The following is a 22,365-nucleotide window of genomic DNA, read 5'->3' as shown; positions in this document are numbered from 1 at the left end:
CGACAGAGGATATGGAAGATTCTAAAGAATAGAACTGAAAAGCAAAGGGTAGAGCTGAAAAGCCGAGTAAAAAACGGACAAACAATGTTCTTACAAAGTTTTTCAGTATTTTTTCTAAAATAAAAAACGCTGATACTTAGCCACGTAGCCAATTATCAGCGTTTTTTATCTCTTAACCTCTTGCATAGTCCAAAACTTTCACTACCTTTGCAACCGCAAAAGAGATAGAAATGGTGCCATAGCTCAGTTGGTAGAGCAAAGGACTGAAAATCCTTGTGTCCCCGGTTCGATTCCTGGTGGCACCACTTTGAAGAAAAGCAAAAAGCAGTAAAATCCTGATTTCCAAACGAAATCGGGATTTTTTGTTTTCCGAGGGAACGCAAAAATCGGCAGAATATTACCGTTTTCGGTGTTCCAACCGGTAGGGCAAGAAAGGTGGAGCGTGAATCTCCACCGAACAAGATTATTTCTCTTTGATTTGCAATATTTTGCGTATCAAGAAAGCGTGCATGGTTTCCTACTTTTGTCCAACGAAAAAACTGTAGGAATTGAAACGAAACTCAATGAATGTGCTTTTCTTCATCAAGAAAGCCAAACTGCTGAAAAACGGGGAAGCCTCCGTGTGTATGCGCATTACCATGAACGGTGCGCGAGTGGAAAACAATATCCGCATGAGCATTGAGCCCGCCCTGTGGAATCAGGCGAAGGAGTGTGCCAAAGGCAAGAGCCGCAAAACTTATGAACTCAATCTTTACATCGAGCAAGCCAAAATCAAGTTGCGCAAGCTGTTCGATGAACTGGAGGAACGGAACCACCCTGTCGTAGCCCGAATCTTGCAAGAAAAGTTCTTCGGAGCTAACGAAGAAGTAAAGTAAGTCCGCACACTCATCAAAACCATACAGGAGTATAATGACCAATGCCGTGAACTTGTAGGCAAGGACTATGCGCTAATTACCGTCCGCCGTTATGAAAGCTGCAAACGCTATCTGGCGGAACTTATCAGACTGAAATACGATAAGGAGGATTTGCCATTGTCGGAAGTCAATGGCGAACTGATACGAGCCTTTGAATTTTATCTCAAAACGGAAAAGGAGTGCCAGCAAAATACAGTCATCCGCTATATGAAGTGCCTGAAGAAGATAACCAACCTCGCACTTGCCAACGAATGGATTACCAAAGACCCGTTTATTGGAATCAAGTTTCACGAGAAGGAAGTAATCCGTGAATTTCTGACCTTGGATGAACTGCACCGTATCTACAACAAGGAGTTTTCCCTTGACAGGATTACGGTTGTGCGAGATGTTTTCATCTTTGCGTCGTTCACTGGGTTGGCGTTCATAGATGTGCAACAACTATCAGCTGAGCACATCGTTCAAGATAACAACGGCAACTATTGGATTCGGAAGCCTCGCCAAAAGACGAAGAACATGTGTAACATCCCATTGCTTGATATTCCGATGCAGATTCTGGAGAGATACAAAAGCCACCCGACTTGCCAAAAGAAAAATGTATTGCTCCCTGTCCCCTGTAATCAGAAGATGAACAGTTACCTGAAAGAGATTGCCGATTTATGTGGCATCTCAAAGTGCTTGACCACGCACATCGCCAAACATTCGTATGCGACCTCTGTGTGCCTCGCCAATGGCGTAAGCATTGAGAATGTGGCGAAAATGCTCGGTCATTCCAATATAAAAATGACCCAGCACTATGCCCGTGTACTGGATTCTTCCATCCTCAAAGATATGATGAATGTGAAAAGTACCTTATTAAAAAGTCTTTGATTCTGAACAGAAATATTATAACAATCAGTGAAATGGGGATAGTATCCATTCCTGCTACTCCTGTATGGATGACCAAGTTTAAGATTGCCGACCTGTTCGGGGTATTCTCGTGCGACATCCGCAAGGCGATACGAGTAATCTATAAAAACAAGGAACTGACGGAAACTGATACGATGAAGTATATCAAGCAACCTGACGGTATCAGCTATGATGTGTATAATCTTGAAATGATTATCGCCATTGCATTCAGAATATGCAGTAAAGAAAGTATCCTGTTCAGACGGTTCGTAATAAATAAAATCTGCGCCACCAAGAAAGGAAGCCCGGTCACGTTGTTCTTATCTTGTGGAAAAGGGAGCAACTTATGGTATAGTTGAGGCTCATCCCGTCAGCCGCCTGTTCCCGATGCACGGATGCAAAGGTAGAAGATTTTGCCGTCCAACTGGATGTAGGCTATGCGTCCCTCGTTGCGGTAGTCCTGAAGTGTCCGGCGGCTCACCTTCAACCGAACCGACACCTCCTTGTCGGTGAAGAAACGCTCCCCGTTCAGTGTCGGGCGATAGTTGGCGGTCAAATGCTCTACGTTGTCTAGCAGGCGGTCGAGACTGCCCATAAAGTGGATTATCCACTCGTTTTCTTTGTTAATCAGTTCATTCATATTACTTTGAATTTAGTGGAATTGTTGTTGCTACTATATTTAGTTATCAGATAGTCCTGCCTTTGAACTTCGCTTCCTTTCGCCTGTTCTCTACGATGGGAACGATGCTTTGCACGTCTTCGGGTCGGTAATAGGTCTTGTGGTTTATCTGTGAATAAGCCAACGTGCCGTTGTCCCGAAGCGTCTGCAATGTGCGTGGGCTGATGTTGAGCATCCGACACACGTCCTGATTGTCCATCCACTCGCTCATCTTCTTTTTGCCGTACCTATGGCAGATGGCATCCATCCGGCTGATGAAGCGGTCGAACTTGGCGACCAGTTCCTCAAAGGTCTTTCTCTCGATTGATAAGATTTCCATTGTCTTTCTTTTTTAATGGTTGATGATTTTTCGTTTCCGTGATGACACATACAGACAGATTGCCGCCTGTCAGGTTCAGCACTGAAATGATGTTACAAAGAAGCAATGATTGACGACATTGCGTCATGAATTCATTGAATCCATACGTCACCGAATTATCGGATAACCGGGTTTCCGACGGTTCGGGTATCCGCTTCGGCAAGTATCCGCAGAAGCGGTTTTCCGCGTATTTGAATGTTCCTTTTCTCATATCTTCAAATCGTTGGTTTCTTGAATCACGATGCAAATAAACAACGATATTTTGGAACTTGTATCACTTCCCAAGTAAGTGGCAGCACGTTGTGTCGATTGGTAGTCATTGACTGGGTCAATCATCTGTCCGATACCGCTTTAATGGCGTAACTTTGCCCCGGACAGCAGGGTTCGCCGATGGTGGCGCAGCCGGAGTCCAGAGAAGTATCTTCCCCATCCGTCCCCTAACGGATTTTTATGTTCACCTGAACATAGCAAGGTATGTTTTGTATTTACTCAAAATGATTTGAGTAACCACGGAAAACGCCTTGCCCCTACAGGGGGCGGGCTTACCCTCCGAAGTCGGGAAGCCTTTCAGACCTACGGTGTATGTGCCTTGAAGCGGCGGCTTATGCCGTCAAACCGCTAAATCCAAAGTATTATGCCAAAAGAAAAAGGTAAGTCAGGGAGAAATCCCAAATTGAATCCGAAAACGCATTGCATCATGGTGCATTTTGACGATTCGGAGTGGAATGATTTCCTCTCCATGTTCGAGGAATCGGGTGTCTATGCACGCTCGGTTTTCCTAAAGGCTCACTTCTTCGGTCAGAAGTTCAAGGTGCTGAAAGTGGACAAGACGATGCTGGACTATTACACCAAGCTGTCGGACTTCCACGCTCAGTTCCGCTGCATAGGCACGAACTACAATCAGGTCGTCAAGGAGCTGCGCATCTACTTCTCGGAGAAGAAGGCGATGGCGTTGCTCTACAAGCTGGAGAAGTGCACCATTGACCTTGTTAAACTGAGCCGTGAGATTGTAGAATTATCAAAGGATATGGAGGCGAAATAGCAACAATATGACAGTTACTAACTTGTGATACCGCCAAGCAAGTATCGGAACAATTAAAAACCGCATCGGAATATGGCAGTCATTCCGATGCGGTTATATGGCAAAGATTTTATTAGACCTTCCCCGTCAGCCATTCTTTAGCCGCTTCTGTCAACTTGTATTACTGTTTTGGATGCTTCGGTTGGTTAGGATAAAGTCATTCAATTAGTCCCTCTTCCAATGCAGGGGTGATATAGCTTTCACGGAAATACTTTAAGTCCTTAATATCGCATACATCCGCCATATCCCTTAGAGACATATAAGAATCGCTCATTTTTTGAATGAGTAATTCTACTTGTGGGGTGCTTAGGGGGTACTTGTCCTCTTTCGTTGCTTTCTTGTCCTCCTTATCTATCTTTGCTGTGCCGGGTATGAAATCAGGTCGTTTGAAAGTGACGGTGATGAAGCTTCCATTGTCATGCCATGTTGGCTCTTCGACATTTTGTGCTTTATAGGCATCCATGATGCACCTTGCTCCGCTGCCCCAGTTTTCCAAATAAGTCATCCGATAAAGAGTTTCCGCCACTTTCAAGTTATGAGGATATGATTCGTGAGGTTCCTTGATATTTTCAGCAGTAATCTGTGGTGGAAACGTGCCAGGACTTGCTATCTCGATGCGGTCATCATAGATGGCAAGACTGATGGTCAAATTATACCTTTCCCAATGACGGTGGCAAAGAGCATTGATAAGAGCCTCCCTTAACGCATAATAAGGTACTTCAAGATGTTCCTCTCGTTCAAGGCTATGGTTTGTAATCCTGCCGCTGAGAGAAAGATGTTTGAAGCAGAACGCAACTCCGGCATCCAGAAGTTTGAAGAAATTTCCTTCGGCTCGTTGATTATCACGGAACATATTTTTGTTCATACCCACAAACCGCGCCATCCTTAGAGTGAACTGCGGGTACTCGTCAATGTTGTTGGAAAAGAGCAATACCGCTCCATTTGTCGGTACACCATTCTTAAGCAGCTTCCATTTTGAAAGAATATCCCCTGTCGGCTCATACAATGCAGTTTCAGGAATACGTCCACCGTCAATACCTCGACGGATGCAATTACGAATCAAACTCTCATCAAGGTTTGCTAACGTCACACCATCAGCCGCCAGTCGTTCCCACACATACATCTGTGGCTGGTGGGCGCGGATATGTTCATCGTACATATCTGTGGCATGACCTTCGTTGTGCTTTCGACTTTGTAATACGGACAGCCATGAAACGTATGCGGACGCTCACCCCATACCCATCCGTCAAAGTGCATAGTTATAACTTGGTAGCCCGGACGCTCCGGCACATCAACATACGCCACTCGCACATCTAGCGCAGGTTCCAGTCCTGCCAAAGCCTGAGCAATCTCCTGTTGTGTCTTGTCTGTCACTTCTTGTCCAATTATCTTCAAAGACTTTGGTGCTACACCGAAAATCAGCTAACGCCCTCTGTATTCAAGAATGCACATGCAGAGTGCATACCGTCTTTCAACTCTCCGGTAGTCTTCTTCAGTTCCAGAGTTCTCGACTCATCGGCTGACACCAGTTTCTTTATATCGTCAATTGTCATAGCACTCTAAAAAAAAGAAGTTTTATAGGCATATAATTTAGCCAATTTGTTTTCAACTTATCCCATTTTCCTATTTGTATCAAACATGCTTCAATTGAATTCATTAAAAAGAGTCTGAAATACAATGGTTCATTTTAGATATATAAATGCATTACTTGGGCCTAACAATTGTTTATCCCAAGTTTTTCAAAGAAAATAGCATTTCGCATCTTGGCATGAGTAATAAGACTCTTATAACTCATTACCTCAATATATGCATTACTGTTTTTGATAAATCCAAAATATCTTTCTCCATCGGGAGATTTTGTTAAATTGGACCAATCTGCGAAATCGTCTATTTTGGGAACAATATCACAAACAATGTAAATAAAAATAGGTGTAGACTCTTTATTTGCTTTGATTGGTTCAATGCCACAAGGGAGTTCATACTTACCTTCTTGAATCTGTTTTGCATATTTAAGAGCCTGTGTTATGGGATTTTCCGAATCTGTATAAGTTTTTCGTTTAGGCCGTTTGAATTCAACTATAGTCAGAAGCTGTAAACTTAGAAAAAGCAAGACGTTCATCCAAAAGCCAAAGATTGTGGTCTTCATAATCAAGTTCTTCGGAATTGTATCCCATTGGATAAATCAAATTATGCATAGTTGACTCATATGAGGCAGTTCCGTCATCTTTTCTCTTACGAAAGGAATCAAATAATTCTATTACCTTTTTACGGGTACATACGTAATGAGCCAAATCATTCTTTGATGCAATAGAAATTTTTGCTGTCAGTTCATGTATCTGATTTTGAAAATCAATGTCATTATCCTCATTTTCTGCAATTTCTTGTAGTTCATGTATAGAAATTTTTATTTCTCTTTCTCTTTCATATTTTGCTTTCTGAAAGCGCATTTCAAGTTCAAAATTTGAAATTCCCATCGGCATTGAATCTATATCTACATCATTAATGAGTGAGCGATGCCATGGAGCAGATTCGTTAATATAGTTAATTATCTTGGCTCGTTTTTCTTCTGAGCGTTTATCTACTTCTCCTGCAAAGTATTCTTTTACAACTTTGGCAGCAGCTTTTTCTATTTCAGTTTCTGAAACATCTGCAATGATTTCACCTTCTTCTTTGCCTAGTCTTTCTGGATTTATTTTAAATCCATCTCGCTCTACTGGAACACTATCATCAAGAAATTTTCCAAGCACATAGGCCTTTACGGTGTAGTTTTTCTGTTTCCCAGAAGTCACCTCAAACAAAGTTTCTTTAAACTCTGGAATGTACTGATGAATAGGTGTATCTGTTACTTCTCGTTTATTTGCAGTAAGACTTATTCGACTCGTAATTGGAGAATAATATATTTTATAGACCTGTACACTAAAATTAAAAACTTCTCCTGTTTTATGGGAAACGACCTCAACAGGTTTCTCTCCAATGGAAATGATATCACTTTCCGGCCCAATATAATCATTAAGAACGACCATATCTGATTTATCCTCCTCTATAATAGTAATCTTTGGGGCAGGTTTATTTGAATCGACAAAGAAAACAAGAAGTTTTTCAACCAACTTCCGAGCAATTACATCAATCCCCTTATCTGTGATTTTATTAGGCTTAACCCCAGCAAGATGTAAGGTGGTACCAGATTTTGTTAATAACGACGGTCTTACTTCTTCTTCAACGATAACTTTTTGCCAAAGCGAAACGTTCTTTCCATCATACCATCCTTAATGTGATATGCACTTTCTATTGTGACATCGTTAAAATATTTGAGATACATAAACCTGCCAAATCCTTTGCCGCCTTGTGTGGCTTTCAATCCACTTTTATATGTGTCAAAGGATTCACGGTCTTCTTCTGTGAATCCAACGCCATTGTCTATTATATCTATACCAATAATATTGGCTGTTGCACGAGTACCAGTTCCAGGGAGAAAATTCTCACGTTTTATAACAATGTCAATATTTCCGCCTAACACATAATCAATTGCATCAATTGAATTACATACAGCTTCAACCAAAGGAGTCAGATAGGTAGTTCTAACATTAATATCCTTAACGATTCCCTCAATATTAATTTTGCTCATTTATTTTTTTGTTATTCTTTAACGACGAAAATTATGTCAGCAAGACTCTCATAAGACTTTTTGTTGAATGTAAAATCAATTTTTTTCAATGAATGTGCATTGAATTTATTAAGATAGTCATTTACTTTGGGTTCAATCAAAGAGAATGCTCGCTTCATTTTCCACGATTGTTCCATATCTGTTGAGTCTATGAGAATAACAAATAAGCGATTCTCTGCACCAAACAAGCGTGGACTTTGATTCTCGTAAAGCCATTTCATTAAACTTTCTGGATTTGCACGAACATAATCAACAATTTGCTTTCTTGTCGCTGCAAGTTGTGCAATCACTTCAGGATGTCCATTGTTTTCAAGTTCTTCTTTAAGAAAATTATATTGTTCTGAATCAGAAAGGTTTTTATCAGGTAAAATATTGAACAATTTAGCTTTACGCTTAAGCCATGTAAGTTCGGAATTACCTAAAATATCCTTTAATTTACCTTGCATGTACGCTCCGGGGAAGTAAGTGACTTTCAAGTCTACAGGATTATTGTCAATAAAGAAATCAACGCTTTTAATCTCACCAACCGCTGACAAAACACGCCTATGTTTTTTGAATATCGATTCAATAAGATAAGAAGTCCAGTTATTGTACCAACTTGTTTGAACAAATTTCCAAGCGTTTGTTGCGATAGCATCTGCCTTACTTTTAAGTTCATCAAAGTCACTTATAACCTTGATGAATCTTCTAACGAGATATTGGTCAAGTGAGTTCTCTTGATCACCGCCCCACTCATAGTTATTAATTTGACGTAAGCCGCTCTTTAATTTTTCTTCGTCAACCCCCATCGTGTGATACCACTCGTTGTTCCTGTCACGTAAATAAGCATCAAGCATATTCATACTATTAGATGTTTTCTCCATCACAGAAAATAACTCAGCGAACTGATCGTTGAGTTTTGTCGATTTTAGTTCGATATTGTTTCTTTCGATAAATTGCTTTATCTGCTTTCCTCGGCATACGGCCCTAACCTTCAAGTACAACAATGCGTTCTCGTTGTTATTGAATGCATATAAATTTTGTGCGCGAAACTCTTTGTCCCACTTCTCAAAGTTTGTCATATCAAAATATAATAGAAGTATGTTTTTAGTTTTATTTAAGGCTCCATTGCCCATTGTCTCTAATTTGAAATTTTTTGTTTAATATCATAAACACGTCAACATTACCAATCATAATCATGTTTCGTAATATCCATTCCATTATGGCCATCATAATACCATTAGTATCTGTAATGCCATTTTGAATCGTTTCCGTTATGAAATCAACAACAATATTAGTGAAGTGTTGATCATCGCAAATATACAGATGGGCAGGCTCTGGATTCTTGCGGAAAGTCACAAGAACATCTCCTTTTATCGACTTAACTCGATTTAATTGTCTTGGTGGGTATGTTTTTTGTTCCAACCACTCATAATCTACAACATTAAAGTTGTTAAATACACACGCATTACTTACAGTTTTCCATTCCAACCCCGATAAAGAATGAAATGTTAGCGAAAAATACTTATTGTCCTTTAATATTCTTCTAATCTCTGAAAAAGCTGAATTGATATCGTTTTCGAAAGTATCAATATTTTTTTGACGTTGCTTGCTATCTGAAATTACTATTTCCTGCTGATAATCAGGAGTAAAACCAAGCCATGAATTCCAAATAATACTTTGCTCAAAGTATGGTACACTATCTCCATAAGGTGGATCAGTGAATACATAGTCCACAGATTTATCAGGAAACTGTAGTTTTTTTGCATCAAAATTTGTAATTTGATAAGTTGATTGTATGGGTTCAGTTAGCAAATCACCAGAAAAAAATTTTAAATAGTCTTCCTTTCCTTTGATAGCTTTGTTAATGCGGTTTTCATAGTAATGCAATACATTATTTTCTATATAAGTCTCGCCTATGTAAAACCCTGTCATCCATGCGCCTTGAGAAAGAGTTCCTCTACTTTTTATTGGAGGAACAAGTTTTGAACAATTTGCCAAATTTGCTGTAAAAGCAATTAGAAACAAGTTCTTAACCGAGCCTGTCGCATATTTTTCTATCAATGAAAATAATTTGGCATGACAAGCGAGAGTTCTTTTGGTGAAAAGATCTTCAACTGCCATATTGGGATGGGCAGATATTCTTGAATTCTCAATAATAGGAACTACGGGATACCAATCTTCTATAATATAATTATTTTCATACACACAGTATTCTTTGGCAAGTTCTTCAGGAATATCTTTTATTGAGGTCTTTTTACCGTCCTTAAAAGTGAATTGTATCGGCAATCCTTTTTTATTTCTTAAAACTGATATAGGGTAATAGTGGATACCATCAATAGTTATTTTATACCATTGTTCCACATACAATGATAGCTCTTTTTTAATATTTTCCCATGTTTTTTTTACGAGAGATATATTGACATCTTTAGAAAACAAATTATGAGCAATAAAATTTGCAATAGGGTTTAAATCATTAGCTATTACATTACGATTTTTAAGATACGCCTCGCAACAGAATACACCATAACCTGAAAAAGGATCAATAATCATATCTCCTGGATTTGTGTATTTGTCAATTAAAGGGCTAATACCGAAAGCAGGCTTTTTACCCCAGTATTTGTGCATAAAATATCGTGGTGCATTTTTTTCGCTACTCATTAGTTGAATTTTAATTATGATTGTTATTTTTGTGGAATGAGCAAATCTCGAGGGTCAACATTCAGAAGTTCTGCAATTTTCACAAGCATATCGAGAGAGGGTTGCATCTTGTTGGAACACCATCGTGAAACGGTTGCTTCGTTCTTCCCGACCTGCTCAGCGAGCCATTTTCCGGTTTTACCATTCTCGACTAACACAACTTTCAGCCTATTGATTTTTTGAGATTCCATACATCTTAATTTGCCTGTTAATTACAATACTTTGATTTATAATGCAAATATAATACTTCTATTTTGAATCTATCGCATTGTTTCTCAGAAAAGTGGATTAAAAAGCCGGAAACGTGATGAATTCTCGTACTAAATCAGTACTTTTGTACCAAGAAATCAATCACTTCCGCATCAAATTATGAACGAAGAAAACAAAATAATACTCTATCAGGACGATAACGAGATAACACGTGTGTCCGTGCGTTTCGCCGATGAGGACTTGTGGCTGACACAAAATCAGTTGGCGGATATATATTGTACTACCCAACAGAACATCAGCCAACACGTGGACAACATATATAAAGATGGTGAACTGACCATAGAGGCAACTAACAAGAAATTCTTGTTAGTTCGTCAGGAAGGTAATCGTCAGGTAAAACGTAACATCGACCACTATAATCTTGATATGATTATCGCCTTGGGCTATCGTGTTCAGTCGCAGGTGGCTACCCGTTTCCGCCGCTGGGCTACCCAACGGCTTCACGAATATATCCAAAAGGGATTCGCTATGGATGACGAACGATTAAAGCAAGGAGGGAACCGTTATTTCCGAGAACTTTTGCAGCGCATCAGGGACATTCGTAGTAGCGAACGCAACTTTTATCAGCAAATCACCGATATATATGCCACTGCAACAGACTATGACCCACGCGACAGTATGACAAAGATGTTTTTCGCCACCGTGCAAAACAAGCTGCATTATGCTGTTCACGAGAATACGGCTGCTGAAATCATATACAATCGTGTGGATAATGAAAAGCCTTTTGTCGGGATGACCAACTTCAAGGGCAACTATGTAACCAAAGATGATGTGAAGATTGCCAAGAACTATTTGTCTGAGATTGAGCTTCAACGTCTGAATCTGCTTGTTTCAGGTTTCTTGGATTTTGCGGAGTTCCAAGCATTGGAAATGAATCCTATGACAATGAAAGATTGGATAGAAGCACTGGATAACCAAATTATTGCCCATAAACGGAAAGTCTTGATTGGCAAAGGAAACATCTCGCATAAACAGGCAGTTGAAAAAGCGGAAAAAGAGTTTGAAATCTATCGCAAACGTGAAATGGAGTTGTTAGAAAGTGATTTTGATAAAGAAATAAAGAAGTTGAAAGACAATAATTCAAAGTAATTCACTACCTTTGTGCCAAGAAATCATCCGCTGCAACGATGTGCGAAACGCAGAAGTCCAACGGTGGAGCAATAGGAGGAGATTACTCTTGTGACGTTTCTTAAAAGTGATGATATACAGCCACTTGTGAATTTAGCACGATTCCTGGTGGCACCACTTTTAAGAAATGATGTAATCCTTGAATTTCATTGAAATTCAAGGATTTTTTGTTAATGGCCTTACCAAATCCTTTTAACTATGATTGACTCACAGTATATCTTTCCGGCAACACTTTCTGCCCTGACAATTTTGGCAACGGTACTGAATTTTACAGCACTTTTTTCGAATGGTGAATATCTTTCATGGAAAGCATTCAACAGAATATCATTTGCTACCCTTCTCTCCATGACTGTGTGTATTTTCGCCTGGATGATTCACTCACGGGCAGGGATGTTATCATCGCTTCAATTAGTAGAAAATAATCTGGGAAATATGGCGCTGATAATTCTGGGAAGCATGTTTGTTGTATATCAAGAGTTTATATTGTTCAAGAATGTGTTGTCCTGGATAGGACGTAATGCATTGCCAATGGATTTAGGCTATTCCTTATACGCTATTCTTGTTCCATTGGTAGTGATGATTATCAAAATCCCATTCAGCAGCCCGCTGGATATGTTTCCCAAGAATAACATATGGGGAGCGTTATGTTTCGACTTCGGCTTCTGGCACTTTATGACGGCACTTTCACTGGTATATGCCATTATTATGATTGTTATTCAATTCATCCAGTTCGTTACCGTGCTACGGCAGAGCCGTAAACGTCTTCTATTGGTATGTGTAATCTATTTCCCGGTAATGTTTTCCTTATTCATATTGTCGATGTATGCCGTAATAGGAGTAGTACTTCTCTTCATCATAAAATTTGCATTGAGTGTCATGGAAGAGAATAGCAGGAAATAAATTAAATAAAGATTACTCTATATACATCAAACATCTATTATCCTTCTTTTTAAAACGCTTCAACCGTTCCAGCTTCTCGCTTTCACTTTCTTTGGCAGGAAACGTTACTTGACCAGTGTCCTTGTTATAATCGTATAATTCCTGTGCAGGAGCCACATAAACTTGCTCCGGAGCACCATTTACCCACCCAAAGCCAAAAACGTAAAACAGACTTTTTATCGGACGGTTCAGTTGGTTAATATTCATATACACCTCATACTTCTCAATATCCTTCCTCTCAAGATAAAATCCTACTTTACTTCTCCATTTACATTCTACGGCTATTATCTCTCCGACCTTATAAATCCTGCTCCTATCTACAGCACATTCCAATAACAAATCCGGAGATGAAGAAGACAGAGGCCGGTATCCCTCAACATACTTATCGCCTCGCCAATCCAGAAACCGCCAGAATATTTTTCCTGCATTCAAGTCAGAGCACCCATCTTTACTGATATTAGAATTTTTCACAACCCACTCTTCAAACCTATCTCCCAAATATTTATTCTTGTTCCTTTCTTTAAAGTATTGAAAAGTGTCCATAAACCGATATTGAAAAACATTCACACAGTCATCTATAAATCTATTTAATATTTTCATTGCCATAACAAACTGCTTCTATATCATTATTCATTATCTATGAAGGTGTTTCAGGGAGCTTCATTACCTCGGTACAGATGCGGCTCACAATAAACCACCTGCAAAAATAAAGCAATATTTATTTCAAACAAATATTTACAAATAAAGAATAAACATTCTTGACTAGAAAAGCACAAAACAAACACCAAAATAAAAAATCAGACTTTTTTCTGTTTTTCCCAATTCTTTCCAGATTCCTTTCCCATCTTTGCAATACGAAAACAAATAAAGTATTAATCATTAAAAATAAAGAAGTATGAAAAAGTTTATTATGATGTTAGTTTGTATGTTTGCAGTGCACACAATGGTAATGGCAGATAACGATAAACCGATACAGGTAAATCAGTTACCGGTAAAAGCACAGACATTTATCAAGACTCATTTCAAAAACCATAAAGTGGCATTAGCCAAAATGGAATCGGGAGTATTCTACAAAAGCTATGATGTAGTCTTTACAAATGGAGAAAAAGTAGAATTCGATAAAGCGGGAGAGTGGAAAGAAGTACGATGCAGGCAAAGTGAAGTTCCCGCACAAGTTGTACCGGAAGCAATCCGTAATTATGTAAAGACCAACTATCCGGATGCAAGAATTCTCGAAATAGAATTCGATCACAATGAATATGAAATAAAATTGTCCAATCGTTGGGAAATTACATTCGACTCTCAAATGAGAGTAATCGATATCGACGATTGACAATGCCTACTCCCAAAGCATGAGAGATTAAAATTCAAAAGTACAAAAACAGTTGTTCGAGTAAACTCCGAACAACTGTTTTCGTTTAAAAGCCAAATGCATATCGGCCGGCAGATTATCAACTCTTTTGAGAGCAAATAACACATTATTTAATAGTAGCTCTCCAAACATTTCGTACATCATGAAAAATAAATGCCACAATAAGAAAATAAACACTTTGATTTTTATACTTTTACACTCATTAAATAGCAAATTCAAATTATATAAACGATGGATAATTCAACTAATAATAAAAATATATTCCAGTTGGAACTACCTTATGAAAAGAAAAACGGACACAGCATAATCCAAGAATTCATAAACAACTACCCTTACGGTATTCAAGACTTAGTCAAATTGCTCGAATGTGGTTATCAAATTACTTATGAAGATAGAAAAATCATGAAAGAGCAGTTCCCCGCCGACACTTATAAATATTATGCTACTTTCTCCAGATTAGCATTCAAATTGTATCAGGAAGGGCATGCTGAACTAATAACATCTCTAATTACTTCCGGAGCAGACCTTTCAGGAACAATTTATACGATTGAAGCATTACTTTCCAACAAACCCGAGTATTTCAGTTTTCAAACCAATGTATGGGTATGTATCGCTAATAACGCAATAACCCATTACAAAAATCATTGGATATTTTGTGAGGCAGCACTCAAACAAAGCGGTAAATGGGAAGAGGTTTATAAAGCAGAGTCATTCCTAAGAAAACACAACAAATTAGATAAAAATGAAATTGTAGAATGGAAGAAACCCAAAGAATACAAAATATTAAAGCTGCTCTATCCTCAATTGCAAGTACCGACTGTCCACTTCTTAGAAGACGAACAGCCCGACCGTTGCCAAACGGCTATCTCCCTTTTTCATAAAACCGAACTATCAGATGTGTTGGAAACATTAAGCACAAGTATAGAGAAAGAACGTCCGGTTTGGGGATATCATCACATAGCCGGTGCTACTGCTGAAGAGAAAATCAATACACTATGGCATACATTTCCCCACGAAGAATTTCTTGAGGCATTGTTTTACCTCGCTGATTACAAACACTCTTCTTCCATTCTCAACCTACTGATAAAAGATGAAGCTAATGAAATTAGAGATGCCATACACGCCCCTAATACACTTCATAAGTTACAAACAGGGCTGGAAGTCGGAAGAATATATCATCCGGAGTTTCTACTTCTATTATGGGAGTTAGGATACAGGCACAAGAAAATGGAAGATTGGCAAAAAGACAATAGTCTGACAAATACTACGAAAATGAAACTTTATTGTTTAGACAAACTATTCAACAATACACTAAACATCGATTTAAAAGAGATATTAAGTAATAGTATTATCCAAGCAGTGTGCCTGATTGAAGACATCAGGAATAACCGCATTACTTTCACCAATCATCCTAATTGGAAATCGCGTATAAACAGTATACGCAGTGTATCCAATCATCCCCTAAATAATTATTGGGGATACATTGATATGGCTTTAGATAATTTCCATACAAAAGAAGGACAAAGCATGAGAACGTATCTATGCCAGAGAGAACCGGGAATCAAACTTGATAATAAAGAGGAGACTATTGTCAAAGAGACAAACCTTTATAAGGCATTGACTATTTTATATCCAGATATTTATAATTAAATCATACTTATAAATACCGCTGCCCTTTACTAGAAAAAGAAGAATCCCTAAGAACATTATATTCCACCGAAAACAACATTCCGGAGCAGGACATTTACAGCCCAAACTATACATACCAGAGACGATGATATTCGGACAAAGATTGAATAGCGTAAGCAGTCAAAAAAACAAATATTTCGTTATTCGCAACGGCAATAAGTATTTGCACCGCATGTACAACGAGGCAATAGTTGCTCACTCAATTCATCGCGATAGAACTCGTACAGTTGTCGATACATTGTTTCATAGAGGGTTGCTATTTGTTGCTCTTGTTCACTCTCACTTTGAAAACGATTTTTAAAAGGGTCTTCAAAGTTAAAATGCGCTTGCCGTTTGGCATTGAGGGTAAGGAAGCTCAGTTCTTCCTCAGCTTCTTTACACAAGGTAACAACATAGTCCCATGACCGATGTGCATATACTCCGACACCGGAAGGCTTTTTACACGATATGCCATAACCGTTTTGCTCCATCACATTGCATACAGCATCGGGAACGCAATTTCCTTCCATAACTCCTGCCGTAGAAATATTCATCCCTCTGCCAAATGCGTACAGGAGTTCTTGTGCGATACGGCTACGGCACGTATCTTCATTACTTATTAATAATATATCCATTGTGTGTTATTTTACCTGTTCTAAATATTCACCATATCCTTCTGCCTGCATCTTGTCTTTAGGGATAAAACGTAAAGAGGCACTATTGATACAATAACGCAATCCGCCTTTATCGGCAGGACCATCTGTAAAGACATGTCCCAAATGGGCATCACCTGTTTTGCTACGGACTTCCGTACGTACCATTCCGTGAGTGGTATCTACTTTCTCCTGAATCAGTTTGCGGTCAATCGGCTTGGAAAAACTGGGCCATCCGCAACCGGAATCGAACTTATCGGTAGAGACGAACAAAGGTTCACCCGTAGTAATATCCACATAGATGCCGGGACGGTATTCATCCCAGTAGGCATTACGGAAAGGCGGTTCGGTGGCGTTTTTCTGAGTAACAGCATACTGTTCTGCGGTGAGTTGCGAATGCAAAGTTGCATCATCAGGCCTACTGTAAGCAGCCACCGATTTCTTCATCTTCGCTTTACGTGCCAGATCGAACAGCGCAGGATTGATATGACAATAGCCACCCGGATTTTTATCCAGATAATCTTGATGATACTCTTCTGCCGGATAAAAATTCTTCAACGGTTCAATCTCTACCTCCAACGGACGGGTATAGTTGGCTGCCAGACGGTTAACGGTTTCACGGATAACAGGCAGATCCACGACATCTGTATAATAGATGCCTGTACGATATTGAGTTCCACGGTCATTTCCCTGACGGTTCAGACTGGTAGGGTCAATTGTTTTGAAGTAAAGGTCGATAAGAAAAGGCAGGTCTGCCTTATCGGGGTCATACTGTACCTTTACTGTTTCGGCAAAGTTTGTAGTACCGGTGCACACCTGTTGATAGGTAGGGTTGGCTATATTCCCGTTTGCATATCCCACTTGGGTAACTTCTACCCCTTCTATTTGTTTCAGAAAATGTTCGGTTCCCCAAAAACATCCCCCTGCCAGATAAATCTCTTTCATTGGCTTCATATCACTTCTCCTTTCCGCCTGATTTGCCGGTTTACCGGCACAGGACAGGCAACTTATTAGCATTACAAAAATAAAGATTATTTGTTTCATACCACTTATCGTATAAACTGTAAAAACAAAAAAGTCAACACAATGGTTGACTTTTCCAAACAATATGTCTGCAACGATATCATCAGAAACTGAATTTCTCCAGTTTCATAGAGGCAATATCTTGTATTTTAGGAACTAAGGTTACAAAATGTGTAGCCTTTTCGTGCGCAGCCAAAGATTCCTCGTCTTTCCATGTTTCGCAAATCATAAGAACATCTTCACGGGTTGCACTTTCAAAAATATCATAGGCAATGCAGCCATTATCTTTCAAGGAACAAGCTACCAGTTCTTTTGCCATTTCCATTACAGCAGCACGGTTATCCGCACTTACTTGAATAAAAACATTCAGTCTAATCATACTCGTATCTATTTTAAATGCGCCGCAAATTTATATAGAATAAATAAGAAGTCCGTTACGATTCTGTGTAATGAATGTAAATCTCATAAAAAAGAATTCCGGTTCATAATGAATCTGAATTCTTATATTACAACAATGTGTAGCGTGCTTATGACCTTACTTCTTCCCGTACTCCCCGCCGTTCCATAATATCCGCCATGTGCTCCAATGCCCAACCTACCAGTGATTCGATATGCGGCATCAAGCTATATCCCGTTTCCGTAAGGGAATATTCCACACGTGGAGGAACTTCCGCATACACTTTCCTGACTATCAGCCCATCCGTTTCCAACGAACGCAGCGTAACCGTAAGCATACGTTGTGAAATATCACCGATTGTTTTCTGAATATCACAGAAACGCATCGTACCATTCGTCTTTAATGTAACCATGATAAGCATTGTCCACTTATCTCCCAACTTGCTCAAAACATCCCGTATCGGGCAACTACCTATATGATGAAAGTTTTCCATTTTTTAACTTTTACTAATTGTCTGAACGTCAACAATGGTTACATCGCTGTAACTATCTAACATTCAAGTGCCTTCTTGTTTACAACCAATAGGAAACCTAACTTTGCAGCACAAAAGTAATAAACTTACTGAAAATAACTATTGTTTCACTTAATAATTAAGATTATGACAAAGAAAGTTGCGGTTTTGGCAGTAAATCCGGTAAACGGGTGCGGTTTGTTCCAGTACTTGGAAGCGTTTTTTGAGAATGGCATTGCTTATAAGGTGTTTGCGGTGGCAGACAGCAAGGAAATCAAGACCAACTCCGGTATCGCTCTGACAGCAGACGATGTGGTAGCTAACCTGAAAGGACATGAAGATGAGTACGATGCGCTTGTATTCGCTTGCGGTGACGCCGTCCCCGTATTTCAACAGAATGCCGACAAACCGTATAACGTTACCATGCTGGAAATCATCAAAACATTCGGTGGAAAAGGTAAAATCATGATCGGACACTGTGCAGCCGCCATGATGTTCGATTTTACGGGTATCACCAAAGGTAAGAAAGTAGCCGTTCATCCATTGGCGAAACCCGCCATCCAAAACGGAGAAGCAACCGACAATCCTTCCGAAGCAGACGGGAACTTCTATACCGCTCAGGATGAAAACAATATCCGGAGCATGATAGAAAAGGTAGTAGCAGCCCTAAAAGCATAAGCAATACGTGAAAGCCCTGTACGATGAGACATTCTAACGAATACGGGGCTTTCTTTTTATCTGTAAAACACATACGCACTCACAGAGATTATTTGTACATTTGTTGCATCGTACTTAGATGCAGTATCCTATGAAAGTCAAGATAGAAGAGAGCTGGCGGCAGCGTTTACAAGAAGAATTCGACAAGCCCTACTTTGAGAGATTGGTATCATTTGTGAAAAGCGAATACGGACGCGCCAATGTGCTTCCGCCGGGACATCTTATCTTTCATGTTTTCAACTCATGTCCTTTTGAGAAGGTAAAAGTGGTTATCTTAGGACAAGATCCTTACCCTACCCCCGGACAATATTACGGAATATGTTTTTCCGTACCGGAAGGAGTAGCTATACCGGGTTCACTCACCAATATCTTCAAGGAGATACATCAGGATTTGGGCAAACCGATTCCTACTTCCGGTAATCTGGACCGTTGGGTAGCTCAGGGAGTACTCTCCGTGAATTCTGTCCTTACGGTACGCGCCCACGCAAGCGGTTCGCACCGTAACATGGGCTGGGAAACTTTCACAGACGCGGTAATCAAGAAATTAAGTGATGAACGGGAACATCTCGTATTCATGCTTTGGGGAGCGTATGCCAAAGAAAAGGCAACTTTGATAGACAGCAGTAAACACCTTATACTGACAACCGTCCATCCTTCGCCTCGTTCCGCCGAATACGGTTTCTTCGGATGCAAACACTTTAGCAAAGCCAACGATTATTTACGAAGCAAAGGCATTGAGGAGATAGATTGGTAAGAAAAAGCCCGATTTTACAACACTCCGTTCACCCCGCTGCCGAACAATGCAAAATCTCCCAAACAAGGGTCATCCGGAAAGACCTCCGCCAAAGCCGCAGTTATGTTCCGCGCATTTTTAAGAGAGAATGTTTCCGCATCGGTAAGCCCTAAAAGATAAGCTACCCTACAAACATGGGTATCTAAGGGAATCAGCAAGTCACGACGGTCAAAGCTGTCCCAAATGCCGAAGTCCACTTCCGATTCTTTTCGTATCATCCAGCGCAGAAACATATTCAGCTTCTTTTGAGGGCTCTTGGCTGAAACTTCCAAAAATGCGCACAACTTCTCCATCGGTGTACCCGAATAGCCCAACAAGGCGTTTTCCAAACTATCAAACTGAGAATAGGCGGCATGCAACCGGGCGAAGTAAGTATAAAAATCCGCATGAGAAAGCATACGGTAAAAACTGCTCTTATCTGTCGGTCGGAAATCTTCTTTCCATTGACAGGACAAGACATACCGATAAGGTGAAGCTCCCATTAATTGATGCAGTTCATCCGCTTTTTTCAATATCTGTTTGCGATTTCCAAAACTCATTATAGCTGTGAGCAAACCGCTAATCTCAATATCCTGTTTCTGCGTATACCGATGTGGAAACTGAACAGGATCACCTTGTATAAAGGCGGCGCAATGATATTCTCTTGCCCATGCCAAAAGTTGCAATCGTGTTTTCTCGGTCATGCCTTATAAGATTCAGCCGTTTGTAGTTTCTGTCTTTGCCTTTCTATCCAATTGCTGTAATCCCGCCACAATCCATACAGCGACAACAAAAGGTGCAGTGAGAGTTGTTATCCCCCATTCCATTCCGCCTATCTGAAGCAAAACGGACAGCAATACGGCCATTACAGCCCCCACACCGCCTTTCCATGTTTTATCCCCCAAAGCAATGGCGCACAACACACCGTTATATCCCATCAATCCGGCATTCAGAGCGGCATAATCCACTCCAAGCAGCAGGGCAAAGGGAATGGGAAGCAATGCCCCCAGTATGGTATAAAGACCATTGATACGGGAATTCACCAAGATACCCAGCAGAAAGAACACCCCTGCCAACACAGTATTTCCCTGAAACATTACCTGACCGATATTCAGACAAAAAGCCTGTAAAAAAGAAAGCGTCTGAGCCGTCACAGCATCTCCGGAAGGCAGTAACAAAGACGGCATCATCCAATTGCAAGTAACCAACAATATCCACACAGAAATAATAAAGGGAGCGGTGAACCCAGATACCAGCCGCTGCAAACCAAAAAGACGGGCTATCCAGGTAGACAAGCACGAGCCTGCAACCAACAGTAATAGGGAAGCAACAGTAATCGGCATAAACACCCCGATTGCTATTCCCACCAAAGTTCCGTTAAACCCGTAAAGTCCGTTCCGTATATCTTCGCGACTATAACCGGAAAAATAAGCCGCCAATGTACTTACAACATTACCTGCAATCGCCAACAAGGCCATTTGCCAAGAATTCAGAAGAACACCTACCAACATTAATAACCCTGACAGTGCATTATTCTGAAACATCACCTGCCCTATACCGCGTCCTAAAATAAGTAAAGCTCCTTTCATATACTTTTTCAAAAGCTATTTATATAATATAATTCCATTGCAAAAGTACATATATTTTATCTTTACAGACAAACTAAACAATGATTATTAACAACCTTCCGTTCAATAAATATGTGATAAACCATATTTATAGCAACATCGGACAAGTCCTCTATCCCTTTTCCCCTTATTTTTGCATCGTGAACAAACCGATAGAATATATGGAAACCAAGAAGACAACCCGGGAAGAGTATCAAAAATGTGTGAATGCAGTGGTAGATTATATCAATCTCCACCTCGGAGAAGAAATCGACCTGAAATCACTGGCCAAGATTTCCCATTTCTCTCCTTTCTACTTTCACCGCATCATGAAAGCTTTTTTGGGCGAACCCATAGGTACGTTTATTGTCCGGACACGTACCGAAGCAGCTGCACGGTTGTTGCGTCATTCCGAACTGCCGATAGCCGACATCGCTTATCGCATCGGTTATTCGTCACCCTCGTCGTTGTCTAAAGTATTCAAACAGTTCTATGGTATTTCACCTTTAGAATATCGTAACAATAAAAACTTTGTAATTATGAAACCAGCCATTATCCGTCCGGAACTCGAACTGAAACGAGAAATCAAAGAGCTCCCGGCCCGAAACGTGATTTATATCCGATTATTCGGAGACTATAAACTGAATGATTATTGCGGCACATGGATACGCCTTCAACAGTTTATCCAAGAGGAGAAACTGCCAATGGGAGAAGTGATGCCCTATTGTATTTATCATGATGACCCCAAAGTAACTCCGGTAGAAAAACTGCGTACCGATGTATGTATGGTTATGCCAGCTGCCGTAGCACCTAAAGGTGATATCGGTTTCAAACAGCTTCCGGCAGGACGTTACGCCATATTCCTATATAAGGGGTCTTATGAGCACCTGCAAGCCGTGTACGATACAATCTATGGAAAATATATCCCTGAAATGGAATGTACTTTCAGAAATGAAGCCAGCGCCGAACGATATCTGAACAATCCTGCAGAAACAGCACCGGATGAACTGTTAACAGAGATTTATATTCCTATAGAATAAATTTCGAT

25 protein-coding genes, 1 tRNA gene and 2 pseudogenes are annotated in these 22,365 nt (G+C 40.0%); 11 read left to right on the top strand and 17 right to left on the bottom strand.

What is annotated here, in order from left to right; all coding sequences use genetic code 11:
• Nucleotides 1-232: 232 nt before the first annotated feature.
• The 3 genes and pseudogenes from BHV73_RS06395 to BHV73_RS06385 all read left to right on the top strand — a co-directional run bounded on the left by BHV73_RS06395 (nucleotide 233) and on the right by BHV73_RS06385 (nucleotide 2,158).
• Nucleotides 233-305, top strand: a tRNA-Phe gene (locus BHV73_RS06395).
• A 243-nt stretch (nucleotides 306-548) separates the two neighbouring features.
• A pseudogene (locus tag BHV73_RS06390) lies at nucleotides 549-1,781 on the top strand (site-specific integrase).
• Nucleotides 1,782-1,783: 2 nt separating this feature from the next.
• Entirely contained in the window at nucleotides 1,784-2,158 is a 375-nt protein-coding gene (locus BHV73_RS06385) for a virulence RhuM family protein (protein ID WP_087412728.1), read from the top strand.
• Between the two features lie 11 nt (nucleotides 2,159-2,169).
• Here BHV73_RS06385 and BHV73_RS06380 read toward each other — a convergent pair whose 3' ends face one another.
• The 3 genes and pseudogenes from BHV73_RS06380 to BHV73_RS14700 form a co-directional block, all read right to left on the bottom strand.
• Nucleotides 2,170-2,439 (bottom strand): helix-turn-helix domain-containing protein, encoded by a 270-nt coding sequence (locus BHV73_RS06380; RefSeq protein ID WP_087412712.1) that lies wholly within the window; start codon nucleotides 2,437-2,439, stop codon nucleotides 2,170-2,172.
• A 46-nt stretch (nucleotides 2,440-2,485) separates the two neighbouring features.
• On the bottom strand, nucleotides 2,486-2,797 hold the full coding sequence (locus BHV73_RS06375) for a helix-turn-helix domain-containing protein (RefSeq protein WP_087412711.1): 312 nt from the start codon (nucleotides 2,795-2,797) through the stop codon (nucleotides 2,486-2,488).
• A 25-nt stretch (nucleotides 2,798-2,822) separates the two neighbouring features.
• Nucleotides 2,823-3,047: pseudogene (locus BHV73_RS14700) on the bottom strand (hypothetical protein); the annotation flags it as partial.
• A 423-nt stretch (nucleotides 3,048-3,470) separates the two neighbouring features.
• Between BHV73_RS14700 and mobA the strand changes: the two are divergent.
• Nucleotides 3,471-3,878, top strand: coding sequence for a conjugal transfer protein MobA (mobA, locus tag BHV73_RS06365; RefSeq protein WP_087412708.1), 408 nt, complete (start codon nucleotides 3,471-3,473; stop codon nucleotides 3,876-3,878).
• Between the two features lie 196 nt (nucleotides 3,879-4,074).
• Here the strand turns inward: mobA and BHV73_RS06360 are convergent, their stop codons facing one another.
• The 7 genes from BHV73_RS06360 to BHV73_RS06330 form a co-directional block, all read right to left on the bottom strand.
• The gene (locus BHV73_RS06360; RefSeq protein ID WP_087412707.1) at nucleotides 4,075-5,076 is read right to left on the bottom strand and encodes an ATP-binding protein; all 1,002 of its coding nucleotides are present in this window, start codon (nucleotides 5,074-5,076) and stop codon (nucleotides 4,075-4,077) included.
• 259 nt (nucleotides 5,077-5,335) lie between these two features.
• Complete coding sequence (locus tag BHV73_RS06355; RefSeq protein ID WP_220399761.1) at nucleotides 5,336-5,470, bottom strand: AlbA family DNA-binding domain-containing protein; 135 nt, start codon at nucleotides 5,468-5,470, stop codon at nucleotides 5,336-5,338.
• A 519-nt stretch (nucleotides 5,471-5,989) separates the two neighbouring features.
• A complete protein-coding gene (locus tag BHV73_RS06350) occupies nucleotides 5,990-7,024 on the bottom strand; it encodes a hypothetical protein (RefSeq protein WP_229116237.1) in 1,035 nt (344 codons plus the stop codon).
• 98 nt (nucleotides 7,025-7,122) lie between these two features.
• Nucleotides 7,123-7,542 carry a hypothetical protein gene (locus BHV73_RS06345; protein ID WP_229116236.1) on the bottom strand — a complete coding sequence of 140 codons (420 nt, stop codon included), beginning with the start codon at nucleotides 7,540-7,542 and terminating at the stop codon, nucleotides 7,123-7,125.
• An 11-nt stretch (nucleotides 7,543-7,553) separates the two neighbouring features.
• Nucleotides 7,554-8,696: a hypothetical protein gene (locus BHV73_RS06340; RefSeq protein ID WP_229116235.1), complete on the bottom strand. Its 1,143-nt coding sequence runs from the start codon at nucleotides 8,694-8,696 to the stop codon at nucleotides 7,554-7,556.
• Nucleotides 8,674-10,221 carry a DNA methyltransferase gene (locus BHV73_RS06335; protein ID WP_118468082.1) on the bottom strand — a complete coding sequence of 516 codons (1,548 nt, stop codon included), beginning with the start codon at nucleotides 10,219-10,221 and terminating at the stop codon, nucleotides 8,674-8,676. The genes BHV73_RS06340 and BHV73_RS06335 overlap by 23 nt, the downstream gene beginning before the upstream one ends.
• A gap of 23 nt (nucleotides 10,222-10,244) precedes the next feature.
• A complete protein-coding gene (locus BHV73_RS06330) occupies nucleotides 10,245-10,451 on the bottom strand; it encodes a helix-turn-helix transcriptional regulator (protein WP_087412705.1) in 207 nt (68 codons plus the stop codon).
• 178 nt (nucleotides 10,452-10,629) lie between these two features.
• On the opposite strand from BHV73_RS06330, the gene BHV73_RS06325 reads away from it, so the two are divergent.
• Both BHV73_RS06325 and BHV73_RS06320 read left to right on the top strand, forming a co-directional pair.
• Nucleotides 10,630-11,619 (top strand): virulence RhuM family protein, encoded by a 990-nt coding sequence (locus BHV73_RS06325; protein ID WP_087412704.1) that lies wholly within the window; start codon nucleotides 10,630-10,632, stop codon nucleotides 11,617-11,619.
• Between the two features lie 471 nt (nucleotides 11,620-12,090).
• On the top strand, nucleotides 12,091-12,558 hold the full coding sequence (locus BHV73_RS06320; protein WP_230324900.1) for a hypothetical protein: 468 nt from the start codon (nucleotides 12,091-12,093) through the stop codon (nucleotides 12,556-12,558).
• A gap of 12 nt (nucleotides 12,559-12,570) precedes the next feature.
• On the opposite strand, the gene BHV73_RS06315 is transcribed toward BHV73_RS06320, so the two are convergent.
• The gene (locus BHV73_RS06315; protein WP_087412702.1) at nucleotides 12,571-13,203 is read right to left on the bottom strand and encodes a hypothetical protein; all 633 of its coding nucleotides are present in this window, start codon (nucleotides 13,201-13,203) and stop codon (nucleotides 12,571-12,573) included.
• Nucleotides 13,204-13,492: 289 nt separating this feature from the next.
• Here BHV73_RS06315 and BHV73_RS06310 point away from each other — a divergent pair, with 289 nt between their 5' ends.
• Complete coding sequence (locus tag BHV73_RS06310; protein ID WP_195620817.1) at nucleotides 13,493-13,930, top strand: PepSY-like domain-containing protein; 438 nt, start codon at nucleotides 13,493-13,495, stop codon at nucleotides 13,928-13,930.
• 270 nt (nucleotides 13,931-14,200) lie between these two features.
• Entirely contained in the window at nucleotides 14,201-15,619 is a 1,419-nt protein-coding gene (locus tag BHV73_RS06305) for a DUF7829 domain-containing protein (protein ID WP_087412699.1), read from the top strand.
• Nucleotides 15,620-15,798: 179 nt separating this feature from the next.
• Here BHV73_RS06305 and BHV73_RS06300 read toward each other — a convergent pair whose 3' ends face one another.
• From BHV73_RS06300 to BHV73_RS06285, 4 genes are all read right to left on the bottom strand, one after another.
• Nucleotides 15,799-16,272 carry an arsenate reductase/protein-tyrosine-phosphatase family protein gene (locus BHV73_RS06300; protein WP_087412698.1) on the bottom strand — a complete coding sequence of 158 codons (474 nt, stop codon included), beginning with the start codon at nucleotides 16,270-16,272 and terminating at the stop codon, nucleotides 15,799-15,801.
• Between the two features lie 6 nt (nucleotides 16,273-16,278).
• Nucleotides 16,279-17,334 carry a peptide-methionine (R)-S-oxide reductase MsrB gene (gene msrB / locus BHV73_RS06295; RefSeq protein WP_087412697.1) on the bottom strand — a complete coding sequence of 352 codons (1,056 nt, stop codon included), beginning with the start codon at nucleotides 17,332-17,334 and terminating at the stop codon, nucleotides 16,279-16,281.
• A gap of 82 nt (nucleotides 17,335-17,416) precedes the next feature.
• Entirely contained in the window at nucleotides 17,417-17,692 is a 276-nt protein-coding gene (locus BHV73_RS06290; RefSeq protein WP_087412696.1) for a putative quinol monooxygenase, read from the bottom strand.
• 148 nt (nucleotides 17,693-17,840) lie between these two features.
• Complete coding sequence (locus BHV73_RS06285; RefSeq protein WP_009123282.1) at nucleotides 17,841-18,203, bottom strand: winged helix-turn-helix transcriptional regulator; 363 nt, start codon at nucleotides 18,201-18,203, stop codon at nucleotides 17,841-17,843.
• Nucleotides 18,204-18,368: 165 nt separating this feature from the next.
• On the opposite strand from BHV73_RS06285, the gene BHV73_RS06280 reads away from it, so the two are divergent.
• Together BHV73_RS06280 and ung are read left to right on the top strand one after the other, a co-directional pair.
• Complete coding sequence (locus tag BHV73_RS06280) at nucleotides 18,369-18,899, top strand: DJ-1/PfpI family protein (RefSeq protein ID WP_009123281.1); 531 nt, start codon at nucleotides 18,369-18,371, stop codon at nucleotides 18,897-18,899.
• 130 nt (nucleotides 18,900-19,029) lie between these two features.
• Nucleotides 19,030-19,692: a uracil-DNA glycosylase gene (gene ung, locus BHV73_RS06275; RefSeq protein WP_286737367.1), complete on the top strand. Its 663-nt coding sequence runs from the start codon at nucleotides 19,030-19,032 to the stop codon at nucleotides 19,690-19,692.
• 14 nt (nucleotides 19,693-19,706) lie between these two features.
• Here the strand turns inward: ung and BHV73_RS06270 are convergent, their stop codons facing one another.
• On the bottom strand, nucleotides 19,707-20,414 hold the full coding sequence (locus tag BHV73_RS06270; protein ID WP_087412695.1) for a TIGR02757 family protein: 708 nt from the start codon (nucleotides 20,412-20,414) through the stop codon (nucleotides 19,707-19,709).
• Between the two features lie 12 nt (nucleotides 20,415-20,426).
• Nucleotides 20,427-21,299: an urea transporter gene (locus tag BHV73_RS06265; RefSeq protein ID WP_087412694.1), complete on the bottom strand. Its 873-nt coding sequence runs from the start codon at nucleotides 21,297-21,299 to the stop codon at nucleotides 20,427-20,429.
• A gap of 200 nt (nucleotides 21,300-21,499) precedes the next feature.
• Here BHV73_RS06265 and BHV73_RS06260 point away from each other — a divergent pair, with 200 nt between their 5' ends.
• Nucleotides 21,500-22,357: an AraC family transcriptional regulator gene (locus BHV73_RS06260; RefSeq protein WP_087412726.1), complete on the top strand. Its 858-nt coding sequence runs from the start codon at nucleotides 21,500-21,502 to the stop codon at nucleotides 22,355-22,357.
• The last annotated feature ends 8 nt before the right edge of the window (nucleotides 22,358-22,365 follow it).

It is taken from the genome of Bacteroides sp. 44_46 (assembly GCF_001915465.1).
In the GTDB taxonomy this organism is placed as follows: domain Bacteria; phylum Bacteroidota; class Bacteroidia; order Bacteroidales; family Bacteroidaceae; genus Bacteroides; species Bacteroides clarus.
Note: the sequence above shows the minus strand (reverse complement) of the source record. Positions and strands in the feature narration are given on the sequence as shown.